The 21,511-nt window shown below is 70.4% G+C and carries 19 protein-coding genes; 14 read left to right on the top strand and 5 right to left on the bottom strand.

Annotation, left to right across the window (positions count from 1 at the left end):
- Positions 1-29 precede the first annotated feature (29 nt).
- Genes IEX69_RS05545 through ilvC form a run of 3 tightly spaced genes read left to right on the top strand, consistent with a single transcriptional unit; the run spans position 30 to position 3,420 of the window.
- Complete coding sequence (locus IEX69_RS05545) at positions 30-1,844, top strand: acetolactate synthase large subunit (RefSeq protein ID WP_085020088.1); 1,815 nt, start codon at positions 30-32, stop codon at positions 1,842-1,844.
- A gap of 3 nt (positions 1,845-1,847) precedes the next feature.
- Positions 1,848-2,357 carry an acetolactate synthase small subunit gene (gene ilvN, locus IEX69_RS05540; protein WP_085020087.1) on the top strand — a complete coding sequence of 170 codons (510 nt, stop codon included), beginning with the start codon at positions 1,848-1,850 and terminating at the stop codon, positions 2,355-2,357.
- 37 nt (positions 2,358-2,394) lie between these two features.
- Positions 2,395-3,420: a ketol-acid reductoisomerase gene (gene ilvC / locus IEX69_RS05535; protein ID WP_085020086.1), complete on the top strand. Its 1,026-nt coding sequence runs from the start codon at positions 2,395-2,397 to the stop codon at positions 3,418-3,420.
- A gap of 202 nt (positions 3,421-3,622) precedes the next feature.
- Here the strand turns inward: ilvC and IEX69_RS05530 are convergent, their stop codons facing one another.
- Positions 3,623-4,666, bottom strand: a complete 1,044-nt coding sequence (locus IEX69_RS05530; protein WP_085020085.1) for a LacI family DNA-binding transcriptional regulator — start codon at positions 4,664-4,666, stop codon at positions 3,623-3,625.
- Between the two features lie 154 nt (positions 4,667-4,820).
- Between IEX69_RS05530 and IEX69_RS05525 the strand changes: the two genes are divergently transcribed.
- The 7 genes from IEX69_RS05525 to IEX69_RS05495 all read left to right on the top strand — a co-directional run bounded on the left by IEX69_RS05525 (position 4,821) and on the right by IEX69_RS05495 (position 12,487).
- Entirely contained in the window at positions 4,821-6,059 is a 1,239-nt protein-coding gene (locus IEX69_RS05525) for a sugar ABC transporter substrate-binding protein (RefSeq protein WP_085020084.1), read from the top strand.
- A gap of 372 nt (positions 6,060-6,431) precedes the next feature.
- Complete coding sequence (locus IEX69_RS05520) at positions 6,432-7,574, top strand: carbohydrate ABC transporter permease (RefSeq protein ID WP_085020083.1); 1,143 nt, start codon at positions 6,432-6,434, stop codon at positions 7,572-7,574.
- A gap of 89 nt (positions 7,575-7,663) precedes the next feature.
- Positions 7,664-8,497 carry a carbohydrate ABC transporter permease gene (locus tag IEX69_RS05515; RefSeq protein ID WP_229756408.1) on the top strand — a complete coding sequence of 278 codons (834 nt, stop codon included), beginning with the start codon at positions 7,664-7,666 and terminating at the stop codon, positions 8,495-8,497.
- Positions 8,494-9,333 carry a Type 1 glutamine amidotransferase-like domain-containing protein gene (locus IEX69_RS05510; RefSeq protein ID WP_085020082.1) on the top strand — a complete coding sequence of 280 codons (840 nt, stop codon included), beginning with the start codon at positions 8,494-8,496 and terminating at the stop codon, positions 9,331-9,333. Before IEX69_RS05515 ends, IEX69_RS05510 begins: the two co-directional genes overlap by 4 nt.
- Positions 9,330-11,396, top strand: coding sequence for a glycogen debranching N-terminal domain-containing protein (locus tag IEX69_RS05505; protein ID WP_085020081.1), 2,067 nt, complete (start codon positions 9,330-9,332; stop codon positions 11,394-11,396). The genes IEX69_RS05510 and IEX69_RS05505 overlap by 4 nt, the downstream gene beginning before the upstream one ends.
- A gap of 157 nt (positions 11,397-11,553) precedes the next feature.
- The gene (locus tag IEX69_RS05500) at positions 11,554-12,153 is read left to right on the top strand and encodes a hypothetical protein (protein WP_085020080.1); all 600 of its coding nucleotides are present in this window, start codon (positions 11,554-11,556) and stop codon (positions 12,151-12,153) included.
- Position 12,154: 1 nt separating this feature from the next.
- Entirely contained in the window at positions 12,155-12,487 is a 333-nt protein-coding gene (locus IEX69_RS05495) for a hypothetical protein (RefSeq protein WP_085020079.1), read from the top strand.
- A 39-nt stretch (positions 12,488-12,526) separates the two neighbouring features.
- Here the strand turns inward: IEX69_RS05495 and IEX69_RS05490 are convergent, their stop codons facing one another.
- Positions 12,527-14,020 carry a hypothetical protein gene (locus IEX69_RS05490; protein WP_157127205.1) on the bottom strand — a complete coding sequence of 498 codons (1,494 nt, stop codon included), beginning with the start codon at positions 14,018-14,020 and terminating at the stop codon, positions 12,527-12,529.
- A 201-nt stretch (positions 14,021-14,221) separates the two neighbouring features.
- Positions 14,222-14,626: a DoxX family protein gene (locus tag IEX69_RS05485; RefSeq protein WP_085020077.1), complete on the bottom strand. Its 405-nt coding sequence runs from the start codon at positions 14,624-14,626 to the stop codon at positions 14,222-14,224.
- A 111-nt stretch (positions 14,627-14,737) separates the two neighbouring features.
- Here IEX69_RS05485 and serA point away from each other — a divergent pair, with 111 nt between their 5' ends.
- The 4 genes from serA to IEX69_RS05465 all read left to right on the top strand — a co-directional run bounded on the left by serA (position 14,738) and on the right by IEX69_RS05465 (position 19,448).
- Positions 14,738-16,330 carry a phosphoglycerate dehydrogenase gene (gene serA, locus IEX69_RS05480; RefSeq protein WP_085020076.1) on the top strand — a complete coding sequence of 531 codons (1,593 nt, stop codon included), beginning with the start codon at positions 14,738-14,740 and terminating at the stop codon, positions 16,328-16,330.
- Between the two features lie 100 nt (positions 16,331-16,430).
- Positions 16,431-17,495 (top strand): 3-isopropylmalate dehydrogenase, encoded by a 1,065-nt coding sequence (locus tag IEX69_RS05475; RefSeq protein ID WP_085020075.1) that lies wholly within the window; start codon positions 16,431-16,433, stop codon positions 17,493-17,495.
- 37 nt (positions 17,496-17,532) lie between these two features.
- Entirely contained in the window at positions 17,533-18,687 is a 1,155-nt protein-coding gene (locus IEX69_RS05470; RefSeq protein WP_085020074.1) for a branched-chain amino acid aminotransferase, read from the top strand.
- Positions 18,684-19,448 (top strand): fumarylacetoacetate hydrolase family protein, encoded by a 765-nt coding sequence (locus IEX69_RS05465; protein WP_085020073.1) that lies wholly within the window; start codon positions 18,684-18,686, stop codon positions 19,446-19,448. Before IEX69_RS05470 ends, IEX69_RS05465 begins: the two co-directional genes overlap by 4 nt.
- A gap of 73 nt (positions 19,449-19,521) precedes the next feature.
- Here the strand turns inward: IEX69_RS05465 and IEX69_RS05460 are convergent, their stop codons facing one another.
- A complete protein-coding gene (locus tag IEX69_RS05460) occupies positions 19,522-19,968 on the bottom strand; it encodes a MarR family winged helix-turn-helix transcriptional regulator (protein ID WP_229756239.1) in 447 nt (148 codons plus the stop codon).
- A gap of 109 nt (positions 19,969-20,077) precedes the next feature.
- Positions 20,078-21,322, bottom strand: a complete 1,245-nt coding sequence (locus IEX69_RS05455; RefSeq protein WP_085021497.1) for an MFS transporter — start codon at positions 21,320-21,322, stop codon at positions 20,078-20,080.
- Positions 21,323-21,511 lie beyond the last annotated feature (189 nt).

Below are 21,511 nucleotides of genomic sequence, written 5' to 3'. Positions count from 1 at the left end.
CACCTGCTTCACAACGGAGAAAGACAGTCATGTCCACGGATCCCACACCCGTGCCCCCGAGAGCGACCATCCCGGCCCCTGCGGCGCCGACCGGACCGGAGCTCCTGACCGGATCGGGCGCGGTCCTCCGCACCCTCGAGCTGCTCGGCGTCAAGGACGTCTTCGGCCTCCCCGGCGGCGCGATCATCCCCTTCTACGACGAGCTCATGCAGCAGGATGCGATCCGTCACATCCTCGTCCGGCACGAGCAGGGCGCCGGCCACGCGGCCGAGGGCTACGCCGCCGCGACCGGCGAGGTCGGCGTGGCCATCGCGACCTCGGGGCCGGGAGCGACGAACCTCGTCACCGCGATCGCGGACGCCTACCTCGACTCGGTGCCCCTGCTCGCCATCACGGGCCAGGTGTTCTCGCACCTCATGGGCACCGACGCGTTCCAGGAGGCCGACATCGTCGGCATCACGATGCCGATCACGAAGCACGCCTTCCTGGTCAAGCGCGCGGAGGAGGTGCCGGCGGCCATCGCCGCCGCGTACCAGATCGCGACGACCGGCCGTCCCGGCCCGGTCCTCGTCGACATCACCAAGGACGCCCAGCAGAACACGGCCCCGTTCGTGTGGCCGCCGAAGGTCGACCTGCCCGGCTACCGGCCGATCACCAAGGCGCACGGCAAGCAGATCCAGGCCGCGGCGCAGCTGCTCAGCGAGTCGCGCCGTCCGGTCCTCTACGTCGGCGGCGGCGTCATCCGCGCCGAGGCGTCGGCCGAGCTGCTCGCGTTCGCGGAGGCGACGGGGGCGCCGATCGTCACGACGCTGATGGCGCGGGGCGCGTTCCCCGACTCCCACCCGCAGCACCTGGGCATGCCCGGCATGCACGGCACGGTGCCCGCGGTGCTCGCCCTGCAGGAGAGCGACCTGCTCATCTCGCTCGGCGCCCGGTTCGACGACCGCGTGACCGGTCGCGCGGCCGACTTCGCGCCCGGCGCCAAGGTCGTGCACGTCGACATCGACCCGGCTGAGATCGGCAAGATCCGCACCGCCGACGTCCCGATCGTGGGAGACGTCAAGGAGGTGCTCTCCGACCTGCTCGCCGCTTGGGCCGACGTGTCGGGAGGCGCCGACCTCGACCTCACCGAGTGGTGGGAGCGTCTGCACGCGCTGCAGGCCGAGTACCCGCTCGGCTACAGCGAGCCGTCCGACGGACTCCTCGCCCCGCAGTACGTGGTCCAGCGCATCGGCGAGCTCACCGGACCGGAGGCGGTGTACGCCGCCGGCGTCGGCCAGCACCAGATGTGGGCGGCGCAGTTCATCAAGTACGAGCGTCCGCACGCCTGGCTGAACTCCGGCGGTGCCGGGACGATGGGCTACGCGGTTCCGGCCGCCATGGGCGCGAAGGTCGGCGAACCCAACCGCGTGGTGTGGGCGATCGATGGCGACGGCTGCTTCCAGATGACCAACCAGGAGCTGGCCACCTGCACGATCAACAAGATCCCGATCAAGGTCGCGATCATCAACAACTCGTCGCTCGGCATGGTGCGGCAGTGGCAGAACCTGTTCTACGACGGACGGTTCTCGTTCACCGACCTCAACACCGGCCACGACACCGTGATGGTCCCCGACTTCGTGAAGATGGCCGACGCCTACGGCGCCCTGGGCATCCGGGTCACGAAGAAGGAGGAGGTCGACGCCGCGATCAAGCTCGCCCTCGAGACGAACGACCGCCCCGTGGTGATTGACTTCGTCGTCTCGCGCGAGGCGATGGTGTGGCCGATGGTGCCGCAGGGCGTGTCGAACAGCGACATCCAGTACGCCAAAGACCATGCGCCGAGCTGGGATGGTGAGGAGTAGACCATGAGCACCCACGTCCTGAGCCTCCTCGTCGAGGACAAGCCCGGTCTCCTCACGCGTGTGGCGGGCCTGTTCGCCCGTCGCGGCTTCAACATCGAGTCGCTCGCCGTCGGCAGCTCCGAGATCGACGGGCTCTCGCGCATCACGGTCGTCGTCGACGTCGAGGACACCCCGCTCGAGCAGGTGACCAAGCAGCTGAACAAGCTGATCAACGTCATCAAGATCGTCGAGCTCGATCCCTCGCAGTCGGTGCACCGCGAGCACCTGCTGGTCAAGGTGCGCGTCGACAACACCACACGGTCGCAGGTGATCGAGGCGGTCAACCTCTTCCGTGCTCGAGTCGTCGACGTCTCGACCGACGCGCTCGTCATCGAGGTGACCGGAGACACCGGCAAGATCAACGCGTTCCTCAAGGTCGTCGAGCCGTACGGCATCAAGGAGATCGCTCAGTCCGGCCTCCTCGCCATCGGCCGCGGCGGCAAGAGCATCACCGAGCGCGTCTTCAAGAACTGACCTCAGCATCCGGATCCAACCAAGGAGAACAGAACAAGTGACCGAGATCTTCTACGACAACGACGCCGACCTGTCGCTCATCCAGGGCAAGAAGGTCGCCGTGGTCGGCTACGGCTCGCAGGGCCACGCCCACGCTCAGAACCTCCGCGACTCGGGCGTCGAGGTCCACATCGCGCTGAAGGACGGGTCGAAGTCGACCGCCAAGGCCGAGGAGGCCGGCTTCGTCGTGCAGAACGTGGCCGACGCCACCGCCTGGGCCGACGTCATCGTCATCCTCGCGCCCGACCAGCACCAGCGCGGCATCTACGCCGAGTCGATCGAGCCCAACCTCGCGGCCGGGAAGACCCTCCTCTTCGCGCACGGGTTCAACATCCGCTTCGGCTACATCAAGGCCCCGGAGGGCATCGACGTGATCATGGTCGCCCCCAAGGGCCCCGGTCACACCGTGCGCCGCGAGTACGAGGCCGGCCGTGGCGTCCCGGTGATCGCCGCCGTCGAGGTCGACGCCTCGGGCCAGGCCTGGGACCTCGCCTGGTCCTACGCCAAGGCCATCGGCGGCCTGCGTGCGGGTGGCATCAAGACCACCTTCACCGAGGAGACCGAGACCGACCTGTTCGGCGAGCAGGCCGTGCTCTGCGGTGGCATGAGCCACCTGGTGCAGGCCGGCTTCGAGACCCTCGTCGAGGCGGGCTACCAGCCGCAGATCGCCTACTTCGAGGTGCTGCACGAGCTGAAGCTCATCGTCGACCTCATGTGGGAGGGCGGCATCGCCAAGCAGCGCTGGTCGATCTCCGACACGGCCGAGTACGGCGACTACGTCTCCGGTCCCCGCGTCATCGACTCGGAGGTCAAGTCGCACATGAAGGACGTGCTCTCCGACATCCAGTCGGGCGCGTTCGCGCAGCGCTTCATCGACGACCAGGACAACGGCGCCACCGAGTTCCTCGCCCTCCGCGAGAAGGAGCAGCAGCACCCGATCGAGGCCACCGGCAAGGAGCTCCGCGCCCTCTTCGCGTGGAAGCAGCAGGACGCCGACTACACGGATGGCAGCGCTGCGCGCTGACATCCGTGTAGTCGGCACGCCGACGCTGTGCTTGTCTGGCCCGGATGCGCGAGCGCATCCGGGCGTGGACGGCAGCGCCGCGCGCTGACGCCTCTGCGCCTCCGCATCGCCACCTCTTCGAACACCCCCAGAAGGAGCGCTTTCACGGTCGTGGGAGCCGCACCTTCTGGGGGTGTTCGGCTGTCTCGGAAGCCCGGGACGCTCAGCGCGGAGGGAGCGGAGCGGGGGAGCGCGTCACCAGGCGCGGACGGACCAGGCGGTGGCGCGGGTCGTTCGCCGGACCACCCGTCGAGCGACCGGCGTGGGCGCCGGTGAGGAGCTCGAGGACGCCCGCGGCGACCTCGTCGAGGGGCTGGCGGACGCTCGACAGACCCACCGCGGCCGCGACCGGGGTGTCGTCGTAGCCTGTGACGGGGATCGCGCCGCCCGAGGCGAGGAGCGCGCCGAGCGCGAGGGAGTCGCTCGCGCACACCACGGCGTCGACCTCGCCCGCGGCACGGAGACGGCGGTACGCCTCGGCGCCCTGGCTCACGCCGTCCTCCACCGCGACGCAGAGCGCCTCGAGCTCCACCTCGCCCGAGGCCGGCGACTGCGCCGCCTCGAGCATGGCGTCGCGCCAGCCGCGCATCCGGTCGTCGCCCGAACCGGAGCCGGCCGGCCAGCCGATGTAGCCGACCCGGCGGAGGCCCGTGGAGAGGTAGGCGGAGGTGGCCTCGTGGAGGCCGGAGCGACCGTCGACGTCCACCCAGAGATGCGCCGGATCGTCCATGTCGTCGACACCCCACGGGCGTCCGAAGGTCACGAACGAGACACCCAGCTCCGCCAGGCGCGTGGTGCGGGGGTCGCCCAGCGTGGTCGACGTCAGGACGAAGGCGTCGACGTCCCCGGTGTCGCGCAGGCGCTCGATCTGCGTCACCTCGTCGTGGTGATCGCGGGCGGTGAACAGGAGGATGCGCAGGCCCTGCTCCGCCGCCTGCTCGGTGAGCGCGTGGAGGAAGCGGTCGAGCACCGACCCCGAGATGCCGTCGGTCTGCGGATCGAGGCGGATGCCGATGGTGGAGCTCTTCCGCATCCGGAGCCGGCGCGCCGACTCGTGGGGGTGGTAGCCGAGCGACGCGATCGCCGCCTCCACCCGGATGCGGGTCTCGGGCTTGACGATGTCGGGGGAGTTGAGCACGTTCGACACCGTCTGCCGTGACACCCCTGCCGTGGAGGCGACGTCGACGATGGTCGGGAGTCGCTGCACTCGCCCCTCCTGGTGAACCCTTGCCCCCGTTCTGGGGATGTGCCTATGCTATCGCCAGATCAGTTTGAACGATCAAAAGAGTTCGTGCAAGACTTTGAACGTTCCAACAGCACCAGAGGCACGCAGCGACGCTGCCCCACAGAGGAGACACACCATGCAAAGACGCACATCCCGCTGGATCGTCGGCGCCGGCCTCGCCGCCGTAGGCGCCCTCACCCTCACCGCCTGCGGCTCGGGCTTCAGCGGCGACGCCGGGTCGTCGCAGGACTCGAGCGCCCCGCTGAGCGTGCTCATCGGCTCGTCCGGCGACGCCGAGACCGCCGCGGTCACGTCCGCCGTCGCCGACTGGTCGAGCGAGTCGGGCACCCAGGCCACCGTGACCGCCGCATCCGACCTCAACCAGCAGCTCAGCCAGGGCTTCGCCTCCGGCCAGCCCGCCGACGTGTTCTACGTCTCGACGGATGCGCTGGCCGGCTTCGCCTCCAACGGCTCGCTCTACGCCTACGGCGACCAGCTCTCCAACAAGGACGACTTCTACCCGACGCTCGTCGACTCGTTCACCTACGACGGCACGTTCTACTGCGCCCCGAAGGACTTCTCCACGCTCGGGCTCGTGATCAACACAGACATGTGGGCGGCGGCAGGCCTGACCGACGCCGACATCCCGACCACGTGGGATCAGCTCACTGCCGTCGCGACGAAGCTCACCACCCCCGAGCATGTGGGCCTCGCCTTCTCGCCCGAGTACGCGCGTGTCGGCGCGTTCATGGCTCAAGCCGGCGGGTCGCTCCTCAACTCCGACCAGACCGAGGCCACCGTCGACAGCCCGGAGAACCTCCAGGCGCTGGAGTACGTGAAGGGCCTGCTCACCGCCGGAGTGGCGAAGTACTCCTCCGACCTCGGCGCCGGATGGGGCGGCGAGGCGTTCGGCAAGGGCCAGGCCGCGATGACGATCGAGGGCAACTGGATCGCCGGAGGCCTGAAGAACGACTACCCGGACGTGAAGTACACCGTCGCCGAGCTCCCCGCGGGCCCGGGCGGACAGGGCACCCTGCAGTTCACCAACTGCTGGGGCATCGCCGCTGACAGCAAGAACAAGGATGCCGCGCTCGCGCTGGTCGAGAAGCTGACGTCCACCGAGGACCAGCTCGCGTTCGCGCAGGCCTTCGGCGTCATGCCCTCGGTGCAGTCCGCCGCCGACCAGTGGAAGACCGCCAACCCCGACTCGGTCGCCTTCCTCGACTCGGCCGACTTCGCGCAGGGCGTCCCCACCCTCGCCGGCTCCGCCGACGTCATCAAGGACCTCAACTCGCAGCTCGAGTCCCTGGCCACGGGTGACCCCGCCGCCATCCTGAAGTCCGCCCAGTCGAACATGGAAGCGGTCGTCAAGTAGCCCGCCCGCCGGTCTCCCCGGAGGGTCCGGCTTTGTCCAGGTTTCCGTCGCGTTTTCCGCGATTTGCGACGGAAATCTGGACAAACCGGGGGGTGAGTTCCGGGGAGCGGGGCGGGTGGGGCTCGGGGCTTCCCTCCGACTCGCAGTCCCGGCGCCTGCGGCGCCCCGCCAGACCCGATGCCTGCGAGTCGGAGGGAAGCCCCGAACCCCACCCGCCCCTCGGCCGAGGTCCTCGAGGGCCGCGAGTCGGAGGGGAGGCCCGAACCCCACCCGCCCCTCGGCCGAGGTCCTTGAGGGCCGCGAGTCGGAGGGGAGGCCCGAACCCCACCCGCCCCTCGCAGGTCCTTGAGGCGAACATGAGAAGAGGAACGCATGAGCACGCACACCGCGGCCGCGGCGCCCGCTCGCGGCACCAGGCCCTCGAAGAGCGGGCCCCCGAAGGGGATCCGCCGGAGTGAGGGCGTGGCGGGGTGGCTCTTCACCGCGCCGATGCTGATCGTGCTGGGACTGTTCCTCGTGGTCCCGGTGATCATGGCGCTGTGGGTGAGCTTCTCCGACTGGACCGGCCGCGGGAGTCCGTTCTCGTCGACCGTGAGCTTCGTGGGGCTCGACAACTACTCCGACCTCCTCGGCGGCGGTGGCCTCGCGGAGCGCGACTTCGGCATCTCGCTCCGGAACAACGCCTGGTACGTGGTCCTCGTGGTGCCGCTGCAGACCGCGATCGCGCTGCTGCTGGCGGTGCTGGTGAACCGTCAGATCCTCAAGGGGCGGGGGTTCTTCCGGACGGCGTTCTACTTCCCGTCGGTCACCAGCTCGGTGGCGATCACGGTGCTCTGGCTGTTCCTGTTCAGCGCGTCCGGTGCCGTGAACGCGGTCCTGAGCTGGTTCGGGGTGAACGGCCCGAACTGGTTCCAGGATCCCTCGGGCGTGGTCCACAACCTCCTGGCCGCCGTCGGCGTCACGCAGGGCCCGGGCTGGCTCACCGAGCCGACCGTGCTGAACGTGTCGCTGTGGGACTGGCTCGCCGGGCCGTCGGTGGCGATGAGCGCGTTCGTCCTGATGGCCGTGTTCACGACGTCCGGGACCTTCATGCTGCTCTTCATCGCGGCGCTGCAGAACCTCTCGCACGACGTGCAGGAGGCGGCGATGATCGACGGGGCGAACGGATGGCAGCGCTTCTGGCGGGTCACCTTCCCGCAGCTGCGTCCGACCCTGTTCACCGTGCTCACCCTCGGGCTCATTGGCACGTGGCAGGTCTTCGACCAGATCTACACCGGCACCCAGGGCGGCCCGGGGAAGACCACGGTCACCCCGGCCTACCTCTCCTACACGTCGGCGTTCGAGAGCCAGCAGTGGGGCCGCGGTGCGGCGATCGCGTTCGTGCTGTTCGTGATCATCGTGGTGCTCACGATCCTGCAGCGCGTCATCCTGCGGGAGCGGGGCGTCTCGAAGCGTCGGATGCGCGCCTACAGCGTCGCGAGATCCCAGACCGCGAACAAGGGGGGACGGCCGTGACGACCATCGATGATGCCACCCCGACCGCCGGCGGGGCGACGGGCGCCGCCGGACCCGGAGGCCCCCGTCCCGCGCCGACGCGTCGCCGCATCGGCTCGAGGACCCTGGCGGGCACGTCGATCCTGTACGCCATCCTGGTCGTGGTCGCGATCGTCTACATCTTCCCCTTCCTCATCAACATCGCGACCTCGTTCAAGACGGATGCGGAGGCGGCGAGCGACCCGCTGTCGCTCATCCCGCAGATCTGGACGACGGCAGCCTACGAGCGGCTGTTCCTCAACAGCGACTTCCCCACCTGGTTCATGAACTCCGCGATCGTCACGGTCTTCGTCACGATCGGCCGCGTCTTCCTCGACTCGCTCGCCGGCTACGCCCTCGCGCGGCTGCACTTCCGGGGCCGCGGCATCGTCTTCGCGGGTCTGGTCGCGGTGATGGCCGTGCCGCTCGTGGTGCTGCTCATCCCGAAGTTCCTCGTGATCAACCAGCTCGGGATGTACGACTCGTACGCCGGCATGATCATCCCCCTGCTCGTCGATGCGGCGGGCGTGTTCATCATGAAGAACTTCTTCGAGTCGATCCCGGCGTCGGTCGAGGAGCAGGCGCGGATCGACGGTGCCGGGACGTTCCGCATCTTCTGGTCGGTCGTGCTGCCGATGGCGCGTCCGGCGCTCATCACGATCATCATCCTGTCGTTCCAGGGGTCCTGGAACGAGCTGTCGCACTTCATCATCTCCACGCAGTCGCCGGAGCTGACGACCCTGACCAAGGGCGTCGCCTCGCTCGCCTCGGGGCAGCTCAGCCAGGGCACGCAGTATCCGTTGAAGCTCGCGGCGGCGCTCATCATGACCGTGCCGGTCGCCGTGATGTTCTTCGTCTTCCAGCGGCGCATCATGAACGCCAGCGAGGGCGCGGTGAAGGAGTGACCGCGGCCGAGCCGACGATCGTCGCCACCTGCGCCGGTCTCGTGGGCGGGGAGTGGACCGACCTCGCCTACGGGCCGGTGATGCTCCACGCCCTGTCGCTCGCCCGCGTCGAGGGGCGCAGACCCCGCGTGCTCCACGTGAACACCGCGGGCGGCGACCCGCGTGGGGCGGAGGGTCCTGAGATCGAGGCGGCCTGGGCGGCGGGAGCCGAGGCTCGGCATCTGCGGCTCTTCCCGCATCCGAACACCCCCGACGTGTCCTCGTTCGTGCTCGAGCACGACCTGGTCTGGGTCTCCGGCGGGAGCGTGGCGAACCTCGCGGCCCTGTGGCGGCTGCACGGTGTCGATCGCGCCATGCGGGCCGCCTGGGAGGCGGGTGTCGTCCTCGCCGGCGGGTCCGCCGGTGGCGTGATCTGGCACGAGGGCGGCACGACGAGCTCCTTCGGCCCGTCGATCTCCGCCTTCACGACGGGGCTCGGCCTCGTGCCGGGCGCGCTCGCGGTGCACTACGACTCGGATGCACGCCGGCGCGAGTCCTTCCACCGCTCGATCGTCGACGGGACGCTCTCCGGAGGGTTCGCCCTCGAGGAGGGGACCGGTGTCGTCTACCGGGGCGCGGGCCCCCATCCGTCCGTCGAGGCCGTGACGGAGCGCGCCGGGGCCAGGGTGCGCCGGGTCCTCCTCGACGACGGCGGTCGGGTGGCTGAGCACGACGTCCCGGCACGGCTCGTCGTCGCACCCGCCGACGCCACAGGGCCACCCGGCGCTCTGCCCGAACGCCCTCCCGTGCCCCCTGGCACGACGACCGACACGACCCCCTCGAGGAGCCGACCATGACCGCCGACCGCCAGCCCCTGCTCCACGACTCCGTCGTCGCGCTCGCAGCGCCGACCCAGGCGTGGTCCGCGGCCGATGGCCGCATGCACGCGCCGATCCACGGCATCTACCACTCCGAGACCCGGGTGATCCGCGGCCTCGACCTGACGGTCGAGGGGGAACGGCTGGAGTCCCTCTCGTCCGCCGTCCGCGGCGCCACCCAGGTCTCCTTCTCGGGACTCGCCCGGGGCATCGACGACGGGGGCGCCGACCCGCGCGTGCGGCTCGACGTGGTGCGGACGACGGAGCCCGGCGCGGTCTCCGACGCGCTCGTGCTGTCGACCGCCCTGGCCGAGCCGCTCACCACGACGCTCCGGATCGTGCTCACGCCCGACTTCCAGGAGCTGCCGGTCGTGAAGTCCGGGCGCGGGAGTGGTGGAGACGCCTTCTTCGTGGAGGAGTCGGACAACGAGGGCGGTGTGCACCTCGCCGGCGGGACGGTGTCGGCGGCGGTCAGCGCGACGGCCGGCGCGGGCGTGCCTGCGCCCCCCGAGATCCTCGTCGACGACGCGACGGGCGACATCCATCTCGTCTGGCAGGTGACCCTGCCGCCGCGAGGTGCGGCCGAGCTGGGCTGGCGGATCGAGATGCACGACACCGCCGCCGTGGTGGGCCCCGCCCGCGGTCACGCGGAGTGGCGGGACGCCTCCGTGCTCGCCGACGACTCCCGCCTGACCCGCTGGGCGGAGCGGGCGCTCGACGACCTCGACGCCCTCCGCATGACGACGGCCGCGCGTCCCGACGACACGTTCCTCGCCGCCGGAGCGCCCTGGTTCTTCACGCTGTTCGGCCGCGACTCGCTGTGGGCGGCGCGCCTGCTCCTGCCGTTCGGCACCGAGCTGGCAGCGTCGACGCTGCGCGTGCTCGCGTCGATGCAGGGCACCGTGACCGACCCGGAGACGGCGGAGCAACCGGGCAAGATCATGCACGAGCTGCGGCCCTCCACGCTCGAGATCCCGGGGGAGGGCATCTCGCTGCCCCCGCTCTACTTCGGCACGATCGACGCGACCCCGCTCTGGATCGTGCTGCTCCACGACGCCTGGCGGTGGGGGATGCCCGACGACGAGGTGCGCGCCCTCCTGCCGACCCTGCTCGCGGCACTCGAGTGGATGCGCGACCACGGCGACAGCGACGAGGACGGCTTCCTCGAGTACGTCGACCTGACCGGTCACGGCCTCGCCAACCAGGGGTGGAAGGACTCGGGCGACTCGGTGCAGTGGCGCGACGGGACCCTGGCCACGGGGCCGATCGCCCTCTGCGAGGTGCAGGGATACGCTTACGAGGCGGCCGTGGGCGCCGCGGCGCTGCTGGACCACCTGGGGGAGCCGGGCGGCGACGAGTGGCGTGCGTGGGCGGCCGACCTCGCCGACCGGTTCCGCGCCTCCTTCTGGGTGGAGAGCCCGATCGGACGGTATCCCGCGATCGCGCTCGACGCCGAGAAGCGACCGGTCGACACCCTCACGAGCAACATCGGGCACCTGCTGGCGACGGGTCTGCTCTCGGCCGGCGAGGAGGAGGAGATCGCGCGTCTGCTGGTCTCGCCGCTGATGTCGTCGGGCTTCGGCCTGCGCACCATGTCGACGGACTCGGGCGGATACTGGCCGCTCAGCTATCACGGCGGATCGGTGTGGGCGCACGACACCGCGATCGCGGTCAGCGGGCTCTCCCGCGCGGGGTTCGCCGCGGAGGCCGCGACGCTGGGCCGCGGGCTGCTCGCCGCCGCCGAGGCGTTCGCGTACCGGATGCCGGAGCTGCACTCCGGCGACTCCGCTCTCGTCACGCCTGCGCCGGCTCCCTATCCGGCGGCCTGCCGTCCGCAGGCGTGGAGCGCGGCCGCCGCGGTCGCGGTCGCGGCGGCGTCGGTGGGCCTCCGCGCGCCGGAGACGCCCGGGGCGGCTCCGTCGGTGCGAGGTCTCGCGGACCCGTCCCTCGGCGGGGTGTCCCTCTCCGGCGTCCGCTCGGCGGGCCGTCCCTTCCGCGTGAGCGCCGTCCCCTCGGCCGCGCCGACCGTCGAGCCCCTCTGACCCGCCCGTCCTCGGCTTTCGCCACACACGTGACCTTCCGCCACCTGCATGCGCGTGGCGAAAGGCCACGCGTGTGGCGAAACCGGGGGGGGTGTGGCGCGCGGCGCGGGCGGAACGGGCGGGCGCCGCGCGGGGAGCGCGGGGATAGGGTGAGGGGGTGAGCAGCAGGGATGACGACGCCTTCTCCTGGGCCGGTGACGACGACCCCACGCTGCGGCCCGTCTCCGAGCGCGGCACCGAAGCGGCGGACGCCCCCGAGGTGACCGACGAGATCGCGGTCGAGGACCTCGAGACCCGGGACGCCGTCGAGACCGCTGCGGCCCCCAGCGATCCGGTGGCCGTGCCCGTCCCCTCCCGTCAGAAGAGGGCTCCGTCGGGCAGGCGTCCGGGACGCACCGTCCTCGAGGAGGCGGAGGAGACCGAGGAGCTCGCCGCCGCCCGAGACCTCGCGGAGGCGGAGCGCGAGACCGCCCCGATGAGCTCGATCTCGCTCATCGTCATGGGCATCCTCGGAGGGATCTACGCCCTCTACACGATCGGCTGGCTGATCAGCTTCAGCCGCTTCCCGGTCGGCGACGGCTTCACCTTCACGATCCTGACCATCCGGATGCTGCAGGTGCTCGCCGTGGCTGCCGCGCCGCTGTGGTTCGGCGGCACCCTGCTCGTCCTGCAGAGGCGTCCGATCCGCTATCGCTTCCTCTGGCTCGTGATCGGAGTGCTCGTGCTCGTGCCCTGGCCCTTCCTGATGGGGGTGTGACGTGACCGTCTCCGACGAGCGCACGCCGCTCATCCACCAGCCCCGTGCCGTCTCCTGGGTGGTCGGCGGCGTGTTCGTGCTCGCCTACGCGTTCTTCCTCTGGGGCGGCATCTCCAACCTCGTCGGCGTCGTGGCGAACTTCGCGGTCTACAACATCGCCGTCACGGGCGAGATCTGGGCGCTCCTCATCGGATACGCGGCGACCCCGGTGGTCGTGTTCTTCGCTGCGCTGCTGATCGGGATCCGGCTGAGCATCGTCAACCGGGTCGTCGTCTACCTGATCGGCCTGGGCGTCGTCGGCGTCGTCTCCCTGGGCCTCCTCGCCATCGCCTGAGCGGGACGGCACGCCCGGGGCACGCGGTCCCGCCCGGACTCAGGATGACGGGATCACGTTCACGGTGAACTCACCCTGGCCCAGCGCCCCGTTGTTCTCGCCCCTGAAGGTGAAGGTCACCGGGCCCGCCTGATCGGGGTCGGGAATGTACGTGAATGACCCGATCTCAGGATCGATCTCGGAGACGCGTCCGACGTCGGGCATCGACGTGAGCGAGTAGACCACGTTCCTCAGGGGGTGATACCCCGCCGGGCCGTCGAGGCGGCAGTCCAGGTCGACCACGACGGCCTCACCGGCGACGGCCTGGAGGTTGCCGTTGAGACAGCTCGGCGTCACGTCTCGCACCCGGAACTCGATGGTGACGGGCCGGGAGAGGATGCCGAAACGGTCTCTCGCCTGAACGGTCACCCGGTCGGTGGCGGCCCCCTCGACGGCGTCGATGGCATGGTAACGCAGCACCCCGGAGGCGTCGAAGGTGGCGTGGCCGTAGGCGCCGTCGGAGATCACCTCGCCGGCGAGCACGTCGTGGGTGTACTCGGACCACCGATCGATGTCCGGATCGCGGAACAGCCGGTCCATCGGAACCTCGACATCCGTGCCGCGTATGGCCTCGACCACCGGGCCGTCCTGGGCAATGGGCGCGAAGTGATTTCGGATCACGACGGTGAAGGGCCACGACTCGAACCCGTCGAGCTTGCTGACGGCCGCCAGCGTGAGCACGGTGTACGTGCCGTCTGCATCGCCGGTCGCCGTGTAGTGGAGCTCGCCGGTGGTGGCGTCGATCGTCGCCACGGCAGAAGCGGGATCGGCGGTCGAGGAGATCACCCTCAGGCGATCGGGCGCCGTGGCAGGCGAGGAGTCGCAGAAGAGGTCGTCGACGCCGATCACGGTCTCGACGCCGGGCCCGCCGTCGAAGGCCCCGCCGGCGCACAGCGGGATCGCGCGGGTCGACGCCGGCTCGACGACGGGCGGGGTCAGAAACCGGAACGGAGCATCCCCGCCCTCACGCCCCGAGACCATGACACCGCCGCGGAGAGCGCAGTTCACGACGAGGTCTGCGACGAACGAGCACGTGGAGAAGTCGCCGGCTGTCGTGGCGAAGATCGCCGAGAGGATCCGGCTACGACTGTCCAGGACCTGGTCGAAGTGGTAGGTGATGCTGGTCGCAGTGGTCGTGCCGTCGGGGCTGGCGGAGTACTCAGTGTGCATGACGGAGACATCGGGAACGGTCTGGAACGAGAGCCGACCGTCCTTCCTCACGATGAGGACCTGCTCTCTCGGAAGATTCGACATCGGCGCGGGGTTGACCATCGTCCCGAGATCCGGTCCGGCGGACCCTCCACCGGCACCGCGACCCGTTCCGGCGACAGACCCGCTCGTCCCGCCGGCACCGCGGGCGGCGTCGGCTTCACCCGTCGTGAGGTTCGGCACGGCGGGCACGCTGCCGCGGTCGACGGGCGGCCGCGGAGTGTCCTTCGGTGGCGGGGGAGGCGCAGGGAGCGGAGGCGCCTTGTCGAAGAGGACGTCCTTCACGACGGGAAGCTGCGGGGGCTGGGCGGGACTCCCGGCGCAGTCCGGCCTGCTCGAGTCGCAATCCAACGCTCCCGCGGGCAGAGCGGTGATGCCGGTCAGTGCGATCGCCAGGGCAGCGATCGCGACGAATGGATATCGGGTCTTCACGGAACTCACTCCATCTCGACCCACCGATGGGATGAGGGTACCTCATGATCGAGCTCAGGGCAGCAGTGCGACCACGAGGACCAGGGCCGCGAGCACGATCTGGCCGACGAGGCGCGGCCAGAACGGGATCGCGAGGGCGCCGAAGCGGTCGCGGTGCCGCGCCGCGTACGCGTTGGCGGGGAACACCGCGGCGAGGAACACCACCAGGGCGATCCCGGCGGCGACGCGGGTCGGAGGCCAGAGGAGCCCCAGCCCGCCCGCGATCTCGCAGACGCCGGTGAACCAGACGAGCACGCGTGGGGAGAGCGCCGGCGACGACGAGCGGAGCGCCGGCGGGATCATCGCGGCCATCGTGCGCACGGAGGCGGGCACGAAGTGGTTGACCCCCATCCCCACGAAGACGAGGGCGACGAGCGCCCTCAGGATCCAGAGGATGACGTCCCAGGTCGCTGCGTCCATCCGCCCATTGTCGCCTGCACTAGGGTGGGGGAGGGTCGGCGCACGTACGCCCGGAACGGCAGCACGCGGCGCGGCCCGTCTCCCCGTGCCGCAGAACCGAAGGAACCGCGCGTGTCGAAGCCGGTCGTGCTGATCGCAGAAGAACTCTCACCCGCCACCGTCGACGCCCTCGGGCCCGACTTCGACGTGCGGTCCGTCGACGGGACCGACCGTCCGGCGCTCCTCGAGGCGCTCGCCGAGTCCGACGCGATCCTGGTCCGCTCCGCCACCAAGGTCGACGCCGAGGCGATCGCCGCGGCCAAGCAGCTGAAGGTCATCGCCCGTGCGGGCGTGGGACTCGACAACGTCGACATCAAGGCCGCCACCGCCGCGGGCGTGATGGTGGTCAACGCGCCCACCTCGAACATCATCTCCGCCGCGGAGCTGACCGTCGGTCACATCCTCAGCCTGGCCCGTCACATCCCCGCCGCGCACAACGCGCTCGCGCAGGGGCAGTGGAAGCGCAGCGCCTACACGGGCGTCGAGCTCTACGAGAAGACGCTCGGCATCATCGGCCTCGGCCGCATCGGCGCGCTCATCACCGCCCGCCTCCAGGCCTTCGGGGTGAACGTCATCGCCTACGACCCCTACGTGACCAGTGCGCGCGCCCAGCAGCTCGGGGTCACCCTCGTGTCGCTCGACGAGCTCCTCGCGCAGAGCGACTTCATCACGATCCACATGCCGAAGACGCCCGAGACCACGGGCATGATCGGCACCGAGCAGCTGGCCATGATGAAGCCCACGGCGTTCATCGTGAACGTCGCGCGCGGCGGCCTGATCGACGAGGACGCGCTGTACACCGCGCTCACCTCCGGCACGATCGCGGGCGCCGGCCTCGACGTCTTCGTGTCGGAGCCGCCGAAGGACAGCCCGCTCCTCGCCCTCCCGAACGTCGTCGTCACGCCGCACCTCGGCGCCTCGACCGACGAGGCCCAGGAGAAGGCCGGTGTCTCCGTCGCGAAGAGCGTCCGCCTCGCGCTCTCGGGCGAGCTGGTGCCGGACGCCGTCAACGTCGCCGGCGGTGTGATCGCCGAGGACGTCCGGCCCGGCATCCCCCTCGTCGAGAAGCTCGGCCAGGTGTTCTCCGGGCTGGCGACCAGCCCGCTCACGAGCGTCGACGTCATCGTCCGCGGCGAGATCGCCGCCTCCGACGTGAGCGTGCTGAAGCTCGCCGCGCTCAAGGGCGTCTTCACCAACGTCGTCAGCGAGACGGTCTCGTACGTCAACGCCCCGCTCCTGGCGGAGCAGCGCGGCGTCACCGTGCGTCTCATCGCCGAGACCGAGTCGGAGGAGTACCGGAACGTCATCCAGCTCGTGGGTGCGCTGTCCGACGGATCGCAGATCTCGGTGTCGGGAACGCTGACGGGGCAGAAGCAGATCCAGAAGATCGTTGAGATCAACGGCTACGACGTCGAGGTGCCGATCGCCGCGCACCTCATCGTGATGCTGTACACCGACCGTCCGGGGATCGTCGCGGTCTACGGCAAGCGCTTCGGCGACGCCGCGATCAACATCGCGGGGATGCAGATCGCGCGCACCGAGGCCGGCGGCAAGGCTCTCAGCGTGCTTACCGTCGACAGCCCGGTGCCCTCCGAGATCCTCGACGAGGTCCGCGAGGCCATCGACGCCGACAGCCTCCACGAGATCGACATCGTCGAGTCCTGACGCGAGCCCCGCATCCGCCCGGCTTCGTCCACCTTTCCGTCGCGAATCACTCGAATCGCGACGGAAAGGTGGACAAAGCCCGGGCGATAGGATCGGGAGCATGGCACGCACCGTTCGTCTCGCACTCATCCCCGGCGACGGGATCGGACCCGAGGTGGTCGCCGAGGCGGTGAAGGTGCTCGACGCCGTCGCCCCCGACGACGTGGTCTTCGAGAAGACCACGTACGAGCTCGGCGCCGCGCGCTACCTCGCGACCGGCGACGTGCTGACGGAGGCGGACCTCGCCGCCATCAAGGAGCACGACGCGATCATCCTGGGCGCGGTCGGCGGCGTGCCCGGTGACCCGCGCCTGAAGGACGCGAACATCGAGCGCGGACTGCTGCTGAAGCTGCGGTTCGAGCTCGACCACTACGTGAACCTGCGCCCGACGGTCATCTACGACGGCGTGCCGAGCCCCCTGGCCGAGCACGGACCGGTCGACTTCGTCGTCGTCCGCGAGGGCACCGAGGGGCCGTACGTCGGCAACGGCGGCTCGCTCCGCAAAGGCACCCCTCACGAGGTCGCCACCGAGGTCTCGCTCAACACCGCCTTCGGCGTCGAGCGCGTCGTGCGCTACGCCTTCGACGCGGCGCAGAAGCGGCGGGGGAAGCTCACGCTGGTGCACAAGACCAACGTGCTGGTCTTCGCGGGGTCGCTGTGGCAGTCCACCGTGAACAGAGTGGCCTCGGAATACCCCGATGTGGCCGTGGACTACCTCCACGTCGACGCCGCGACGATCTTCCTCGTCACCGATCCTGCTAGGTTCGATGTCATCGTCACGGACAACCTCTTCGGCGACATCCTCACCGACCTCGCGGGCGCTATCAGCGGCGGGATCGGATTGGCGGCCTCGGGCAACATCAACCCCGACGGCACGTTCCCCTCGATGTTCGAGCCGGTCCACGGATCCGCACCCGACATCGCCGGCCAGCAGAAGGCCGATCCGACCGCGACGATCCTGTCGGTCGCCCTCCTCCTCGACCACCTCGGTCTGGGGGAGGCAGCGACCCGCGTCCGCGACGCGGTCGTCGCCGACATCGAGTCGCGCGACGGCAGCCCCCGCACGACGACGGAGATCGGCGACGCGATCGCCTCGGCCCTCACCCCGGCCACCGCACTCGACTGACCCCACGGACGCAGCCCCCGGGCTGCAGGAGAAGATGATGACCATCGCAGACACCACCACGTTCCCCCTCAGGTTCGAGCTCACCCCCTCGACCGATGCTCGGGAGGAGGCGGAGCGCGAGGTCATCCTGGCCGACCCCGGGTTCGGCCAGCACTTCACCGATCACATGATCTCGATCGACTGGACGATCCAGGACGGCTGGCACAACGCCTCCGTCGTGCCCTACGGTCCGCTGCAGCTCGACCCGAGCGCCGCCGTGCTGCACTACGCGCAGGAGATCTTCGAGGGGCTCAAGGCGTACCGCCACGAGGACGGCTCGATCTGGACCTTCCGTCCCGAGGAGAACGCCAAGCGCCTCCAGCGCTCCGCGCACCGCCTCGCGCTGCCCGAGCTGAGCGTCGACGACTTCATCGAATCGCTGAAGCAGCTGATCGCGATCGACGGGGCCTGGGTGCCGAGCGCGCCCGAGACGAGCCTGTACATCCGTCCGTTCATGATCGCGAACGAGTCGTTCCTCGGTGTGCGTCCGTCGCAGAAGGTCGGCTACTACGTGATCGCGAGCCCCGCCGGGGCGTACTTCTCGGGCGGCGTCGCGCCGATCTCCATCTGGCTGTCGACCGAGTACTCCCGCGCCGGACGCGGGGGCACGGGCGCGGCCAAGTGCGGCGGCAACTACGCCGCCTCGCTGCTGCCTCAGCAGGAGGCCTACGAGCACGGATGCGCGCAGGTGCTCTTCCTCGACGGCGAGACCGGCTCGCACATCGACGAGCTCGGCGGCATGAACATCTTCTTCGTGCGCAGCGACAACACGATCATGACCCCGCGCCTGTCCGGGACCATCCTCGAGGGCATCACCCGCGACAGCATCCTCCAGATCGCCCGCGACCGCGGGATGGAGGTCGAGGAGCGCGACATCACCATCGACGAGTGGCGCGAGGGGCTCGAGTCGGGCCTCATCACCGAGGTGTTCGTCTGCGGCACCGCGGCCGTGATCGCGCCGGTGGCGGCGCTGAAGTCCGACGGGTTCACGATCGGCGACGAGAACGCGGCCGCAGGGGAGCTCACCATGTCGATCCGCAAGGAGCTCACCGACATCCAGTACGGGCGCATCCCCGACCGTCACGGATGGCTCACCCGTCTCGACGAGCCCGGCGCGGAGGGCGCGGGCGCCGGAGCGGGGGCGGGCGCGTGAAGGTCGCACGCTTCAGCCACGACGGCGCGATCGACTTCGGCATCCTCGACGAGGACGAGCAGGAGCTCGTCGTCCTCAAGGCCGACCCGCTCTTCGCCGGCCTCGACACCACCGGAGAACGGGTGCCGCTGGCCTCGGCGAAGCTGCTCGCGCCCGTGATCCCGCGCTCGAAGGTGGTCGCGGTGGGGCGCAACTACCGCGCTCACGCGGCCGAGTTCGGCAACGACGTGCCCGCCGAGCCGATGCTCTTCTTCAAGCCGAACACCTCGGTGATCGGCCCGGGCGACACGATCGTGCGTCCGAGGGGATCCGAGCAGGTCGACTTCGAGGGCGAGCTCGCCGTCGTCATCGGCGCCGTCGCGCGCAACGTCCGAGCGTCCGACGCACACGCGGTGATCTTCGGCTACACGGTCGGCAACGACGTGTCGGCGAGGGACTGGCAGCGCTCCGACGGTCAGTGGGCCCGTGCGAAGGGCTTCGACACCTCGTGCCCGCTGGGCCCGTTCGTCGAGACCGACTTCGACGTCGCGGGCTCGCGTCTGCGCTCGAGCGTCAACGGCGAGCTGAAGCAGGACGCGCCCTTCACCGACATGGTGCACGACGTGGCGACGGTCATCGAGTACGCCTCGGCGGTGTTCACGCTCCTGCCGGGCGACGTGATCCTCACCGGCACCCCTGCGGGCGTGGGCCCGATCGTCGCAGGCGACCGGGTCGACATCGAGATCGACGGGATCGGGACCCTCTCGAACCCCGTCGCCTGACGCTCGACACCGAATACGCGAAAGTCCCGCAGATACGCCGGGGCTTTCGCGTATTCGGTGTCGAAGTGAAGGCTCACTCGGTCAGTTCGGGGGAGTGGACGCCCGCGGCCTTCTCGAGCGCCTCGATCGCGGCGGCGACGGACGCGTACTCGGCGTCGTCCAGCTCCTCGAAGAGCTCGAGCACACGCTCGGCCCGGGCCGACCGGGCGTTCTGCACCTCGGCGGCGCCGAGCTCCGTGGTCTCGACGAAGAACGAGCGTCCGTCGTCCGGGTCGGCCGTGCGGGAGATGTAGCCGCGCGACTCCAGGTCGGCGAGGATGCGCGTCACGGTGGGGGCGGCCACCCTCTCGGCGCGGGCGAGGTCCCCGGGCCGGATGGGGGCGAAGCGCGCGATCGTGGCGAGCGCTGACAGCTGACCCGTCGTGATGTCGGCGCCCGAGGGACGGATGCGGCGGTTGAGGCGACCCGCGGCCAGGGCGAGTCGCGCGGCGACCTCGGCGCGGTCGGGGTGGTCGGTCATCAGGCTGTTCTCTCGGCGGTGGGGACAGGCACGGTGGCGGCCTCGGTCGAGTCTTCCACATGCGCGCGCTTCCCGCTCCGCAGCCCGCGCCGTCGGAGGCCCGACCGCGTCAACGACGCGCCTCCCGGGGGAGCACGAGGAGCGTCACCGCGACGGCCACGACGACCAACGCGGCCACCATGCCCGCGGTCCCGGTCCATCCGGCCGCGGTGAAGAACACCCCGCCGAGCCAGCCGAAGAGGCTGGATCCGCCGTAGTAGGCGAGGTTGTAGAGCGAGGACGACTGCGCCTTGCCCTGAGCCGCCGCCACCCCGGTCCATCCGGAGGCGATCGCGTGGGCGGCGAAGAATCCGGCGGTGGCCACGACGAGCCCGGCGACGATGACCACGACGGCCGAGGCCATCGTCATCGCGACCCCGGCGAGCATCACGAGCGATCCGCCGAGGAGGACGGAGCGCCGGCCGAAGCGTCCCACGAGGGAACCGGCTCTCGACGACGACCAGGTGCCGGCGAGGTAGGCCACGAAGATCAGGCTCACCAGGGCGGGGGAGAGGTCGTAGGGCGCTGCCACGAGTCGGAACGCCAGGTAGTTGTACATCGCGACGAAGCCGCCCATGAGGAGCAGGCCCTGGGCGTAGAGGGCGAGGAGCCGCGGATCGCGGAGGTGCCGTCCCAGCGTCCTGGCGATGCCGACCGCGGGCCCGTGCCGGCTCCGCGCGGCCGGCACGAGCCGGATGAAGACGATCGCGGCCGCGGCGCACAGCACGGCGACGGCGAGCATCCCGGCACGCCAGCCGGGCAGGGCGTCGTGGTCGAGCGGGAGGACGTCGACGAGGTCGGCGACCGGGCCCGAGACCAGTCGCCCGGACAGTCCGCCGATGCTCGTCCCGGCGATGTAGGTCGCCGCGGCCCTCGCCACATGGGCCGGAGCGATCTCCTCGGACAGGTACGCGATCGCGACCGCGGGCACCCCGCCCACGAGGGCGCCCTCCACGAGCCTCGCGCCGATGAGGAGGGGCAGCGTGGGCAGGAAGGGGATCACCAGCGCCAGGGACGTGGCCCCCACGGTCGCGACGGTCATCGCGCGGACCCTGCCGAACCGGTCCGCCGCCATCGACCAGGGGATCACCCCGGCCGCGAGGCCGATCGTGGCGGCGGAGACCAGCAACGCGGAGTCGGCGGCCCCGATGCCGAGCTGCTCGGAGATCTGAGGCAGCACGGCCTGCGGAGAGTAGAGCTGCGCGAAGGTCGCGACGCCGGCGAAGAAGAGGGCGATCAGCGCCCGGCGGTAGTCCCGGTCGCCTCGGGCATGCCCGCCGAAGCCACCGCGCTCGGGGGCGGTGGAGTCGGGCATCGAGTCCATCGTACGATCGGACTGGCGCTCGAGCGTTCTATGTGTACACTGTTCACATGCTTCTCTCTCGCTGATCCCGGTGCCGGATGCGCTCTCGCGGAATTCCGTCCGCTCCCGGCAGGTTGTCCTCCCTGTTCCCCCTCTCCCTCTTCTTCATATTCACGCCTCCAGCGACGGGACACTCCTGAA

This window comes from Cnuibacter physcomitrellae, from assembly GCF_014640535.1.
In the GTDB taxonomy this organism is placed as follows: Bacteria; Actinomycetota; Actinomycetes; order Actinomycetales; family Microbacteriaceae; genus Cnuibacter; species Cnuibacter physcomitrellae.
This window is presented reverse-complemented; position numbering and strand designations above follow the sequence as displayed.